Below are 12,972 nucleotides of genomic sequence, written 5' to 3'. Positions count from 1 at the left end.
ATGCGTCTTTGCTGATCAGAACGATGTTGGGGTTACGAACCGTCAGGCGATACGAAAACGAAAATTTCACTGACGGAGAAACTACCATGACTATAACCCTGCACTCCCAAGCTACCGCCCCTAATAACCCACCGGTGACAAGCGTATCCCCACTTGATCTGTCAGGCTCCTCAAAACCGAAATTTTCTAAGGGCAAATCTAAGCCTGACCTTTATCAGACTGTCACAGATAGCATTATTGAGGCGTTAAAGGCCGGTGTTAAGCCGTGGGCGTGTCCGTGGGAGTGAGTGGAAGGAATGTCAGGTTTACCGGCGAACTATGCCACCGTCACCACTTCAACGGTATGAATATCATGTGGCTGTGGTGTAATGCTGCGAAGCAGGGGTTTAGTGATTTAGGGATTCACGTTGGATGACATACTAGCACGCACAGGCGGCAGGTGCTCAGGTTCGCAAAGGTGAGCGCGGAAAGGTGGCTTCGGTAACGTTATCAGCCATGACAGAACTTCAGTGAGGAAACAGAGTTGAATTTCCAGACAGATAACCCGGAAAGGATAATAATGAGATAATCCATCAGGCCCTTCTTGAGTCGCGCGCACCGGTGAGGATATGCCTCGCATGAAGGCGCTTCCGGCAACCGACGAGTCCAGGGCAGGACATAAAAGGTCGATCGCTGTATGAGTCAGGATGCGGGAAGTTCTTCACCGCATCAGTAATCACACTAATCAGGTAAACGGCAAACTGAGTCATGATAAAAACTGACACCGGCATTATTACTATCGCTGTGGAACATCACTCCGTCTGTCTGCCGCGAGCCTCCCATGCCATTTCCAGCGCCTTGCTATCGGGAAGAGAACGATATTGCCCACCCCACCGGTTGCCTCGCGAACAGATCGAGAACAACTGCAAGGTTTTGATATTACTTTTCATATCCGTATAAATTAATCCTACCCGACAAATACTCACCTAAATATACTTCACTGATTTTATTGAAGCCTTGCTTTGTAACTTCACTTTCTAACCAGTCACTGTCCTTGTTAAGGATTTCGAGCAGATCATGGTTGGATAAACCATCCACTATAATTGGATAGCGTATATTTTCATCACCACTCTGTATAATTGTTAACTGCCCATTTTGTTCGAGAACCACGCGTTTTAGTTGTTCAATTTCATAAATACCATTTGCTCTTAATTTAAACATCAAGTCATTTGCAGAAACGCCATTTCGTAAACACTCCTTAACATTAATGCTGCCATTATGTATCAAAGTAATAGGTTTTCCATCAATTATTCTTTTAACTATCCGACTATTTTCTTTCAAAAACTTAAGAACAAAGACCAAAAACGTCCATATAATTAACACTAGGACAAATTGTAGTACTGTTATCGATTCGTTGTAAATTACGCCACCTATAATCCCCCCCAGTACATAGTTTTGAACCTGATCCATTGCGGATGAGGGGGCAAGATTTCCTTTCCCCATGAGATTTATTTGAACAATTAAACACAGTATCCCCAGACCTAATTTTATAATGATAGGTAAATAAATTATCACTTGCACTCCTCAGTTTTTCAAGATTTCTATTTCTGGATTTACTAAAGAAACCTCAACTAGATTGTATGTTTTTTGATCCAGACTTAAGTTAACACGGTAATAAAGATCATTAATTTTAACGATAATACCATCAGAAAGCTGTGCTGAACTGGAAAATATATAATTCACATTCACTTCTTTTTCTTGTGATAACAATCTAACAAAGTTAACCATTTGTGATGATTGGGAATGTATGTTTTGACTATCGGTATAATCTGCATACTGTACACCAGAAATAAAAAGTAAAAATAAGAAGGCTATGATTGTTAAGTCACGATATTTAGTTTGCAAGCGATGACGCATATACAGACTAAAAACAACAATCAGAACAAATAAAGTACTAAATATAACGATGAATTTTAAATAATCATTGATGTTAGACTGCATTTGTAGATAATCGATACTATAAAATCTCATATATTTGTAATCCCTAAAACCACAAAACCATATTTTTATTATAGTAACACGTTACCATGCCCACTCTGATGTTACTTAACAACTAATAATTATCAGTTATCAGTTGAAATTTGTCATTATCTTTTAGGATGCAGGATGGAGCAACGATGGATTAACTATCAAGTTCCCATTTTACAACGTTTCAAATGAAGGCCAGCAGACCCACGTCGTTGCCCTGAAAAACAGCAAGATTTCCTACCCACTTTCCGCTCTATTTGTTGCCCGCTCCTCGCTCAAGAAGGACAATCATACTCAAATCTCCTACATTGCAGGAGGTTAGAGTATGAACACCTCACCGTGGAACAAAGACCGTGTCATCCTCCAAAAAAACACTTCAGATATCTCATAAAAGGAGGATCCGAATCAGATTTGAACTGGAAGGTAAAACGCGCTGACCTGGTAAAACTCAAAGTATCTGATGTTTCATGTGGTAGCTCTATTTCAAGCAGAGCAACGGTGCTGTAACAGAATACCTGCAGCCTTGTTCATTTGAGATAATCAAAGGGACCAGAGAAGCTGTTACTGCATTGACAAAGCCTTACAGTTTTCGTAGTAAAGACTTCTTGTTCCGATCTCGGGTCGGTACTAACCAGCACATATCTACTCGGCAATACCATCGAGCTTTCCAAAGGTGGGTAGCAAAGGTGGTCTCGAAGTTTCGCTTTACAGCACACATTCCAATAGAAGGTCAAAACCTTACCTGATCTACAAAAAACTAATATTCTCCGGGTGATCCAACTTTTATTAGACAATAAGAAACTGGAAAGACATTGCGTTTTCTCGGCATCGAAGTCGATGATGCGTAGAGATCTCTGAGTCGATTGAAGTCTAAAGTTGTCAGGGCTGCAACAGCAGCCCTGTACCAGAAGCGGATATGGCCAACACCACGGTCAGTTAATCAATTAGGGAGCAGGTCAGTCTGATATGGTCCCGGAAAACAGACCCGGCAGCGACCTGGGGATTAATCGAAGATGTTAGGTTGGCATCAGGATGAAGAGGCGAACTATTCGCCGGTATTAACCTCGGGGATTCAGCCAACTTATCTGTTTTCACTAGGCTCGGGCAACCAGCGTATCTCAGTTGCGACTTCGTCATATTTCAGCGCCGAGGGCAGGGAAATCAGTTCGATCAGCAGGCCAAACGGCGTACGGCAGAACCAAGTCTGATTACCTTTGCCTTCTTCCTGCGCAAAACAGTCGGTTGGCCCTGCAAACATCAAGGCACCGTGTTGCTGTAAACGTTCACCTGCCTGACGGATATCGTCCACATACACCGAGAAATGGTTGATGCCGTACTGACTGATATTGGTCTCGCCGTTTTCCGTGACGGGACGGGTTTCGAATAACTCAAGATTACAGCCATTTCCCAGTCGCAGCATAGCCAGGCCGGTCAGATTCAGCCCTTCGGGGAAATCATTCAGCGCGTGCATCTGTTTTCCCGCTATTTTTTTATCTGCTTTGCCGGGGGGCACGATGCGGTACAACATGATGGCATCCAGTGCATCAATGAAAAATTGTTCTGCTTCCGTCAGGCTTGAGACGGTCACACCAATATGTTCAATTCCTCTGATATTCATGATGTTCTCCTGATTAATCAGGGGCGAGCATCACGCCGCCCCTGATATGTTCATTGCTTCGACGTTGTGCTGAGTTTATCCGCCGCGCCGGTCAGTTTACGCATATGGCTGATCTGATCTGCCGTCACCTCACTTCCCTGATTTCCCCAGCTATTACGCACATAAGTGAGGATTTTCGCTATCTGCCGGTCATCCATTTTCCACGCAAATGACGGCATTCCGGCCGCAGTCTGGCGTTCTTCGGTATGCGGCGCGCGGGCACCATTCAGCATAACGTTGATCATGTTGGTCGGATCGTTTTGCATGGCGTTGTTACCCGCAAAAGCAGGCACCATGCCGGTGATGCCTTCGCCTTTCACGCCGTGACAGGCCGAGCAGTTCACTTCATACGTCAACGCGCCATGTTCTTTGCTGGCGGCGTCCATGGCAAATGCCTGCGGTGCCAGTTTGCCGGAGGACGGCAGAGTTTTGAGATACGCCGCGACGGCCTGTGCATCGCTGTCGCTGAAGTACTGCGTGGAATGCTCGACCGCTTCAGCCATCGGACCTGCCGCGACACTTTTTGCATCGGAGCCGGTTTTCAGGTATTGCGCGATGTCGTCACTGCTCCAGTCACCGATGCCGGTATGTGGATCCTGCGAGATATCCGGTGCATACCACACACCGAGGCTGCCGCCCTGTAAATAACCGCCGCTGACTTCACCACCCAGCACGTTACGTGCGGTATGGCAGACGTTGCAGTGCGCCGGGCCATCGACGATGTATTTGCCTCGGTTAATCATGTCCATATTGGCGTTTGCGGCGGTCTTGGCCGCGTCTGGTGTGAAACCGCTGTTATCGAAGAACAGGAAATTCCAGCCGAGCATGGCAAAACGGATGTTATAAGGGAACGACATGCCGCCGTTTTCATCCACCTTATGTTTCACCGGTTTCATCGTGGACATGTACGCCCAGAGATCGTGCATATCGGCATCGCTCATTTTCGCGTAGGCGGTGTAAGGCATCGCAGGGTAGAGGAAGCCGTGGTCGCCGCGCCCCTGACGTACAGCGTTGAAGAAGTTGCGCTCAGTCATGTTACCGATACCGGTTTCGCGATCTGGCGTAATGTTCGACGTCTGCAACTCGCCGAAAGGCGTACTGATTTTGTAACCGCCCGCAAAGCTCGATTGATGGCAGGCCGCGCAGTCACCGAGACGCATGGCGTATTCGCCGCGTTTAATCGCTGCGCTGTCGGTGCTGTGGAAATCCGCCAGCCGGGTCGTGTCATCCGCGACCTGAGATCGTGAGCTGTCCATGACTTCCCACAGACGACCAAAGGCGACGATCCCGGCGACAACGGCCAGCGCCGCCACACTGTAAGCAATTTTCTTTTTTGTACTCATGATTTATGCCTTCACCAGAGGGGCCGGATTTTTGATGTAAGTCTGGTGGATCGCCTGAGCGGCGCGAATTGCCAGTGCGCCAACGGTGATCGTCGGGTTGTAACCGCCATTGTTAGGGAAGGCGGAAGCACCGACCACAAAGACGTTATGCACATCCCAGCTTTGCAGATAGGTATTCAACGCTGACGTGGTCGGATCCGCGCCCATCACTGCGCCACCGATAGTGTGCGAGCTGTCCTGCTGATACGGGTTCCAGCTGTTATCGGTCTGGTTTTCGGACGTGACGTATTTCCCCCCGGTTTCCAGCATTATTTTTTTCGCATGATCAATGATATATCTCGACATGTTGACGTCGTTTTTATTCCAGTCGAATGTGAGACGCAACAACGGTTGTCCGTGACGATCTTTATAAACCGGATCCAGATCGAGATAGGCTTCACGCACCGGCATTGAGGTGCCCTGACAGAAAATGGTAGCTGCGGTCTGGTAATCGCGTGCGTATCCGGCTTTCCACTCACTGCCCCAGCGTTTCGTGCCCGGACGCAACGCATCCATATGCTGGATAGGGCGGCCATCGGTGGAGAATCCCATGATCCCGGCACCGCCGATGAAATCGAGATTGCTGTGATCAAAGTTATCGCCATTGAAGTCGTCAATCTGCACCGCCAGCGCGCCGCCGCCGATAAACGGGTTCATCCGTTCGCCGTCAAAGAAGCCCGTTACGGTCGCGCAGGTCTGATAGCTATAGTTGCGTCCGACAGTGCCGTGGCCTGTTCTCGGGTCGTAGGGTTCACCGATTTTCGAGAGCAACATCATGCGCACGTTATCCATCTGGTAAGCGGTGATGCACACCACGTCCGCAGGCTGGAAACCTTCAATGCCTTCATTGGTGATGAAACGTACGCCTTTCGCGGTCTTGCCGTCATCGTGTTTGACCACCTGTAAAACTTCGGTATCGGTCAGCACGGAAAAGTTAGGGCGCCGCATCAGTGCGGGCAAAATACAGGCCTGCGGCGAGGATTTGGAGAAGTTGCCACAACCGTGGAAATCACAGAATCCGCAATAGGTGCAAGGCCCCATGGTGACGCCAAGCGGATTGACGTACGCCTGCGAGATATTACCGGCCGGGATAGTGAATGGGTGATAGCCCATTTTTTCCGTGGTCTCGCGGTATTTACGCATCCAGTGCGTGTCTTTTAACGGCGGCGTCGGGTAATCGCGCGAACGCGGTCCTTCGAAAATATTGCCGCCTTTCTGCGGATGACCGTTTAGGTTTCCGGCGATACCGGAAGTGCCCGCGATGCGCTCAAAACGATCGTAATACGGCTGCATTTCATCGTAATTAATGCCCCAGTCTTGCACCTGTAAGCCTTTGAGCTTCTCTGCACCGTAGCGTTCACGGGTCAGGGTCGCCGCCTGGAAATCCCACGGCAGGAAGCGCCATGACATTCCGGCCCAGTGCGTACCCGCCCCGCCGACATTCCAGCCATACTGAAAGGCAGACCAGTTACGCACCGGTGCGGCGTCCTGACTACTATTGTTACGGAAAGTGGTGGTTTCCACACTCATCGGTTGCAGGATCTCACGACGGGTATGCCAACGTAATTCGTCCGGATCGACTGCCACCGGGAAATCCGTGGACGTATCGCGCCATGCACCGCGTTCAATGGCCACAACGTTCAGTCCGGCGCGGGTCAGTTCCTCTGCCATGACGGAACCCGCCCAGCCTAATCCGACGATCACCACGTCGGTTTTATTTCTTATTTCTGACATCTTGTTGCTCCGCAATTAATCGTTCGGGATCAGGCTGACGGGAATTAATTTTAAATCTTCACCGCGACGGTCAATATATTGACGGTAGTCATAACGTGCGCCAGGGAAGCCAATCATTTTCCATCCAGCCATGGTTTTATTTCCGCCATAGAGCGGGTCGGATAAATAACCTTCACGAACGTTTTGCAGCATTAATTCAAAAAATGCCTGACTGTTAACATCCGCACCGAGATTAATTTTACCGGCTTCCATCTCAGTCAGAAATGCGTCGATCTGATCAGCATTCAGGCTAAAAAAGGAGACGTGGTGGTGAGTCTGCGACCAGGCTTCGAGGGCTTTCAGTCCGGTCATATAGCGCTCACGCGGAGAGGAAAGAAATTGCGGGCTGCCCATGAGTTTCTCTTCATTCTCCGGACGCAGCGGGCCGACCAGATACAGCGAGGATCCTGCACCGTAGTCGCCTGCAAGCTGGCTGTCGATGAATTCTATGCAGCCTTCTTCACTGGCGGAAGGACCGTGATCGTCGGCGGGGATCAGCCGGTCAAAAATAGCCGCCAGATTTTTGCGGTCGGTCTCGTTGGTTAATACCTGATAGCCGCCTTGCAGGGCAGGGACGGGCAACATGTCTTTTGTCAGCTGTGTTTCCAGCGGGACATCGTGTATTTCTTTCGCGCTGAGTTTGGGTAACACGGTCAGGGTGGCGACCAGTGAACTCAGTGAAAAGAGCGCTTCTCTTCGGTTCATGAATATATCCTTCAATAGCACGATATTTTATTAACTGCTTTTATAAACCGCTTATTTCAGGCAAGCGGATCCCTGCGGAGCGGCAACAGAAAACCGATCCTGCAAAAAAACATGATTAAGCTGATGATTTATCGCCAGAGGATAAATATTAAGGAAGGAAACCCTGAGAGGCGTTTTCCTGGTATTGAATTTTAAGAATGAATAAATAATTCAAATGCACAATTATGTTTTATTATTATCACTGTTCCGGCCATATTTTAGTATCCTGATCCGAAACAGCGTTCGTTCTGTTACTTCTTCAGGTGTGACTGCCTGATAATCAGTTCCCCATGACGCCAGTCTCCATCGGGATCCGGGGTATCATCAATCAGCCGGTTCAGCGCTTCGGCGATCAGTTTTTCCCTTGGCTGACGGTACGATGTCAGTTGCCAGACCGGTGAACTGGCCTCGTCAATATCGTCAAAGCCGATGACGCCCATACTGTGCCGCTGATCCCGCTCAGTCAGCGCTTCGAGCACGCCAATGGCCAGAATATCGTTCTCACAAAACATCGCGTCAATACGCTCTCCGCGGGGCGTTGCCTGCCAGTACTCGGTGATCTGCTGATACGCTGCGTTGCGATCATAATGCCCGGCGACCATCATGACATCCAGCGTCGCGCCTTTTGCCTCCAGCCTGTCACGAAAGCCTTCCATGCGTAACAGGTGGTTAGAGCCGACATCCGGTCCTTTCATGTAGCCAAAACGCTGATAACCCTGCGCGAGAAACAGCTCTGCGATCTCGCGACCGGCCTGATAACCATCAATATTCACAATATCGACACCGCGGTGATCCTCACTGTTACGACACACCTGCACCAGAGGGATGTGATGCAGGGCGTGAGCGACATCGTAAAGCTGGGTGGTCAGCACATTGCCTAAAAACAAAATGCCATCAACCTGCAACTGATCGGCCATCGTAATCACGGCCTGATAATTCTCGCCCTCGGTGATGTTGAGTAGCAACGTCATGTAACCGCGGGTTTGTAATGATTTTGTTACCGTATCGAGGATCAGCATCGAATGCGGGTTTTTCAGCTCATCAATGGCGACGCCAATGATATGCGTGCTTTTCTTGGTCAAGCTGCGGGCCAGCAGGTTAGGGCGATAACCGAGCGCTTCCGCGGCCTCAAGCACTTTTTTTTGCGCTTTGTCGGAGACTGATGCGCCGGCAGTAAACGCCCGCGACACCGTCCATTTCGACACGCCCGCCAGTTCGGCGACATCGCTGGCCGTGGCTTTAGAAGGTTTTGGCGTTTTGGTTTCTTTCGTCATTAGCCTGATTTTAATGTCAGAGTTACAGGACTGATATTGAACGTTAAACGCCGACGAAAAGAAACTCCTCTCATTGCACATTCCCGCACTTAAGCACGATAAAAAAAGTCCATACAAAAGCAATGTTGGGATTATGTTAACTTTTGCACCCGAGTGCAAACGGTTTTTGCACTCGGGTGCAAAAGTTATAATAACGACGAAAAAACAGAGCAGTTGATGAGAAGAGTTCAGCGCCGCTGTCCTTGTGGCAGAAAAAGCAGCGGCGCTGGGAAGCGGGTCTATCGCGGATACTGCTTGAGGACTTTATATATCCCGCCCAATGTTCGCGTCCATTTTAAGCATGAGATGAATTCATGTGAGAAAAGCGACTAACGTCAAGATATGTCAATTAGCAGAAAGCAGGTCATTACTATTCCATTACCATTAATGTATCCCATAAGATACATTAATGGCATATTCCATCATTAAGTATCTGCGGGGATACTTATTCCTGTAGTCTTTATCACTTAGGTTTAAGTATCGCCTTCATAATCAAATTTTCATGGAAAAGGTAATTTGAGTCCCATGGGATACATTTTTGCTTTACACTGGGTTTATAGTATCCCAGGAGACACATATGACCACTCTCTATGATGTTGCAGAAATGCTTAAAACTGCAAGGATCGAAGCAGACTTGTCGCAGGCTGAATTGGCTGAGAAAGCGGGCGTTTCACGCGTTACCGTTGTTCGAATGGAGACACTTGCAAAAGGCGATATGAGTGTGTCGATTCTTGTTCGACTTTTAGAGGCCGCGGGCTATGACTTACGTGCAGTCAAAATAGGGCATGTCCGAACCCTGGATGACATTCTCCTGGAACAGCGCAATGGGGAAGCATCATGAAGTTAGATGTGCAAGTTTTGGGTAAGAAAGTCGCGACATTATTCAGGGACCGGGATGAGTATGTGCTTCAGTACTTATCAGAAACTAAGAGTAACGAATTTATCAGCCTGTCGATGCCTGTTCGTGAAGCAGCGTGGCGTTGGCCACGGGATTTGCATCCCTTTTTCAGACAGAATCTGCCTGAAGGTTATCTTCTCGGGGTCATTCGTGAAGAATTTGGTCCACTGCTAGATGGAACAGATTTATCGCTTTTGGCTGTTATAGGCTCTTCAGGAGTAGGCCGGGTAACCGTTACGCCAGAAGGTATAGCTCCCGGAGAAGAACCTGATCTTTTGCAAATTAACGACCTGCTGAAAGGCAATAATACAGCCGACCACTTTGCAGCTTTGGTAAGGCGTTATGCGAGAGCCGCAGTATCGGGTGTTGTACCTAAATTTCTTGCTCCCGCCGGCAAAGAAGAGATACCAATGGGCAAACCCACTCTCAAAACCCGACAATTCATTATTAAGGGCTCAGACGACACAACACCTTATCTCGGCTTCAATGAATTTTACACAATGAGAGTGTTAGAGAGGCTTAGGGTCACTCCCGTGGCGCGAAGCGTCATGTCTGATGATGGCAAAGTACTCCTTGTTGAACGATTCGACGTTGATGAAATAGGTAATCCAGTTTCCGGTTTAGAAGATGCATGTGGATTGTTGGGGATGCCGCCGCATGAGAAATATGCGACAACGATGGAAAAGGTGTTAAACGCGACCCGCGTATACTTACCGGGTACGGCAGTACGTGCGCAGTTGGAAGGTCTGGGATGGTTAATTCTGACGAATTTCATTGTTCGCAACGCGGACTGTCATTCAAAGAATATTGCCCTTTATTACACGACTTTGTCAGATGTAAAATATACGCCAGTGTACGACTTAGTTACGACTCAGGCCTACCCACGGTTTTCACATAACCCTCCAGCATTGTCGATTGAAGGAAGGCAAACGTGGTATGCGCGTAAGACCTTGGAACGATTTTTTAATGCCAGGTTGGGGATTTCGCCTCGCCGATTTGCAGAAATGGTCAACGTACTTTCGGAATCTGCAGTTGAAGTTGGAAAGGAGATGGTTGAGGCATCCAAGAATGAACCGCGTTGGAGAGAAACGACAAAGTATATGCTCCACGCATGGAATGAGGGGATTAATTCATTGCAGCACACCAAATCAGCACAAGTAATTGGGCCAATCGAAAAATTACTTGATGAAGAAGGTTTTTCAGGCATGAGAAAACACACAGAAGATAAAGTTAGCTATGGTCGGTCAGAATTGTTGGGAGGCCGTAAAAAGAGGTAATGATTGGGGTCTGAAGCCCAACCATACGAACACGACCGGTTTCGTACACCATTACTGTATGCCTGTCCGAAAATGAGCGAAATTCATTTCGTACAGGAGTTATAATTTGGACATCTATTTGGTACGGAAAGTTTCCTGCGTCACGGGTTTTTGCCTGCTGCCGAATACCCACTCTGGAGCAGACCACAGAAAACCAGCGTCGTGAAATTGAAGCGGCGGGTTTTGATGTTCGTGCTCAGCGATATATTGAGGAACATATTAGTGGTTCGGTTGCCGCAAGTGAGCGACCTGGATTTATCCGACTGCTTGACCGTATGGAAAGTGGCGATGTTCTGATAGTCACCAAGCTTGATCGCCTTGGCCGAAATGCGATGGATATCAGAAAAACGGTAGAACAACTGGCAGATTCCGATATTCGTGTCCACTGCTTAGCTTTGGGTGGAGTAGACCTCACCAGCCCCGCGGGGAAAATGACCATGCAGGTTATTTCTGCCGTGGCAGAATTCGAACGGGACCTACTGCTTGAACGCACACATTCAGGTATTGCGCGGGCAAAAGCGGCAGGAAAACGTTTTGGCCGTCCCTCTGCCCTGAACGAAGAATAAAAGCAGGTCGTTATTGAGCGTACCGTTACGGGTCAGAGTGGAAGGACAGGTAACGTTTAATCTGCAGGCGGAAAGGATTGATGCGGCTTTATCCGGTTTTGGCATCGCCTGTATACCTGAAGACAGGGTGCAGGATTATATAAAGTCAGGAGAGCTTATTCAGGTTCTGCAGGACTGGTGTCCGTCTTTCCCCGGATATTATCTTTACTACCCCAGCCGTAAGCAGCATCCGCCCGCTTTTGCGCTGATGATCGATGCCCTTCGCTACTCAGAATAACGGGTCCGCCAATCGCAGCGGACCCGTCGGGGCATTAACGGCCAGTGCGAGCCTGATGCTCAGGAGAGTAACGTTCGCCGACGACTTTAATCGTTTCAAGCGCCTGGGTTATCTGCCGTGAGTCATCCTGCGAAAGAATGATGTCGGCAGCCCCCAGGTTTTCTTCCAGCCGGTGTAGTTTGGTGGTACCAGGGATAGGAACAATCCACGGTTTTTGTGCCAGCAACCATGCCAGCGCAATTTGCGCAGACGTCACGCCTTTCTCTGCTGCCAGTTCACCCAGTAATGAGACCAGCTTTTCATTGGCTTCAATCGCCTGTTCGGCGAAACGCGGCACGGTGCTGCGGTAATCATCCTTGCCAAACGTTGTTCCTGGTTTAATCGCTCCCGTCAGGAAGCCTTTGCCTAATGGGCTGAAGGGCACAAAACCAATACCCAGCTCTTCCAGTAGCGGCAGGATTTCCTGCTCAGGCTCGCGCCACCACATGGAATATTCGCTTTGCAGCGCAGTGACCGGTTGTACAGCATGCGCACGACGAATGGTTTGCGCACCCGCTTCGGACAGACCGAAATGTTTAACTTTGCCTTCCGCGATCAGGTCTTTCACTGCACCCGCAACATCTTCAATGGGGACATCCGGGTCGACACGATGTTGATACAGCAGATCAATGACATCAGTCTTAAGGCGGCGTAATGATCCTTCCACAGCTTCACGGATATGCTCCGGACGGCTGTTTAAAATCTGCTGCTTATTGTCATCGCCAAAGGTAAAACCAAACTTGGTGGCAATGACCACACGGTCACGAAACGGTTTTAAGGCTTCACCGACAACCTCTTCATTAAGGAAGGGGCCATACAATTCAGCTGTATCGAAAAAAGTAACTCCACGTTCAACTGCTGTACGAATAAGTTCTATAGCCTGACGGGTATCTGTTGCAGGGCCGTAGGCATGGCTGAGCCCCATGCAACCGAGTCCCAGAGCGGACACTTCTAGCCCAGATTTACCTAAAAAGCGCTTTTGCATTGAATGAATACCTCT

At 48.7% G+C, this 12,972-nt stretch carries 10 protein-coding genes and 5 pseudogenes; 6 read left to right on the top strand and 9 right to left on the bottom strand.

Going from position 1 to position 12,972, the window contains the following annotated elements:
* Positions 1-86: 86 nt before the first annotated feature.
* Positions 87-420 (top strand): annotated as a pseudogene (locus ABSH60_RS23555) (ArdC-like ssDNA-binding domain-containing protein); the annotation flags it as partial.
* 348 nt (positions 421-768) lie between these two features.
* Here the strand turns inward: ABSH60_RS23555 and ABSH60_RS23550 are convergent.
* The 3 genes and pseudogenes from ABSH60_RS23550 to ABSH60_RS23540 all read right to left on the bottom strand — a co-directional run.
* Positions 769-909 (bottom strand): annotated as a pseudogene (locus tag ABSH60_RS23550) (IS3 family transposase); the annotation flags it as partial.
* A 9-nt stretch (positions 910-918) separates the two neighbouring features.
* Entirely contained in the window at positions 919-1,554 is a 636-nt protein-coding gene (locus ABSH60_RS23545; protein ID WP_390976540.1) for a YetF domain-containing protein, read from the bottom strand.
* A gap of 9 nt (positions 1,555-1,563) precedes the next feature.
* On the bottom strand, positions 1,564-2,010 hold the full coding sequence (locus ABSH60_RS23540; RefSeq protein ID WP_390976538.1) for a DUF3290 family protein: 447 nt from the start codon (positions 2,008-2,010) through the stop codon (positions 1,564-1,566).
* A gap of 322 nt (positions 2,011-2,332) precedes the next feature.
* Here ABSH60_RS23540 and ABSH60_RS23535 point away from each other — a divergent pair.
* Positions 2,333-2,881 (top strand): annotated as a pseudogene (locus ABSH60_RS23535) (integrase).
* Positions 2,882-3,088: 207 nt separating this feature from the next.
* On the opposite strand, the gene ABSH60_RS23530 reads toward ABSH60_RS23535, so the two are convergent.
* The 5 genes from ABSH60_RS23530 to ABSH60_RS23510 all read right to left on the bottom strand — a co-directional run bounded on the left by ABSH60_RS23530 (position 3,089) and on the right by ABSH60_RS23510 (position 8,837).
* Positions 3,089-3,625 carry a VOC family protein gene (locus ABSH60_RS23530; protein ID WP_390976536.1) on the bottom strand — a complete coding sequence of 179 codons (537 nt, stop codon included), beginning with the start codon at positions 3,623-3,625 and terminating at the stop codon, positions 3,089-3,091.
* Positions 3,626-3,675: 50 nt separating this feature from the next.
* Positions 3,676-5,007, bottom strand: coding sequence for a c-type cytochrome (locus tag ABSH60_RS23525; protein ID WP_390976534.1), 1,332 nt, complete (start codon positions 5,005-5,007; stop codon positions 3,676-3,678).
* A gap of 3 nt (positions 5,008-5,010) precedes the next feature.
* Complete coding sequence (locus ABSH60_RS23520) at positions 5,011-6,780, bottom strand: GMC oxidoreductase (protein ID WP_390976533.1); 1,770 nt, start codon at positions 6,778-6,780, stop codon at positions 5,011-5,013.
* 15 nt (positions 6,781-6,795) lie between these two features.
* Positions 6,796-7,524, bottom strand: a complete 729-nt coding sequence (locus ABSH60_RS23515; RefSeq protein WP_390976532.1) for a gluconate 2-dehydrogenase subunit 3 family protein — start codon at positions 7,522-7,524, stop codon at positions 6,796-6,798.
* Positions 7,525-7,814: 290 nt separating this feature from the next.
* On the bottom strand, positions 7,815-8,837 hold the full coding sequence (locus ABSH60_RS23510; protein ID WP_390976531.1) for a substrate-binding domain-containing protein: 1,023 nt from the start codon (positions 8,835-8,837) through the stop codon (positions 7,815-7,817).
* A 616-nt stretch (positions 8,838-9,453) separates the two neighbouring features.
* On the opposite strand from ABSH60_RS23510, the gene ABSH60_RS23505 reads away from it, so the two are divergent.
* The 4 genes and pseudogenes from ABSH60_RS23505 to ABSH60_RS23490 all read left to right on the top strand — a co-directional run.
* A complete protein-coding gene (locus ABSH60_RS23505) occupies positions 9,454-9,717 on the top strand; it encodes a helix-turn-helix transcriptional regulator (protein WP_101079632.1) in 264 nt (87 codons plus the stop codon).
* Complete coding sequence (locus tag ABSH60_RS23500) at positions 9,714-11,051, top strand: HipA domain-containing protein (RefSeq protein ID WP_390976530.1); 1,338 nt, start codon at positions 9,714-9,716, stop codon at positions 11,049-11,051. Before ABSH60_RS23505 ends, ABSH60_RS23500 begins: the two co-directional genes overlap by 4 nt.
* Before the next feature lie 116 nt (positions 11,052-11,167).
* A pseudogene (locus ABSH60_RS23495) lies at positions 11,168-11,653 on the top strand (recombinase family protein); the annotation flags it as partial.
* A 25-nt stretch (positions 11,654-11,678) separates the two neighbouring features.
* A pseudogene (locus ABSH60_RS23490) lies at positions 11,679-11,933 on the top strand (LysR substrate-binding domain-containing protein); the annotation flags it as partial.
* Positions 11,934-11,967: 34 nt separating this feature from the next.
* Here the strand turns inward: ABSH60_RS23490 and ABSH60_RS23485 are convergent.
* Positions 11,968-12,957 (bottom strand): aldo/keto reductase, encoded by a 990-nt coding sequence (locus tag ABSH60_RS23485; protein WP_034950035.1) that lies wholly within the window; start codon positions 12,955-12,957, stop codon positions 11,968-11,970.
* Positions 12,958-12,972: the final 15 nt, after the last annotated feature.

It is taken from the genome of Rahnella sp. R3(2024), from assembly GCF_042920125.1.
Lineage (GTDB): Bacteria > Pseudomonadota > Gammaproteobacteria > Enterobacterales > Enterobacteriaceae > Rahnella > Rahnella rivi.
This window is presented reverse-complemented; position numbering and strand designations above follow the sequence as displayed.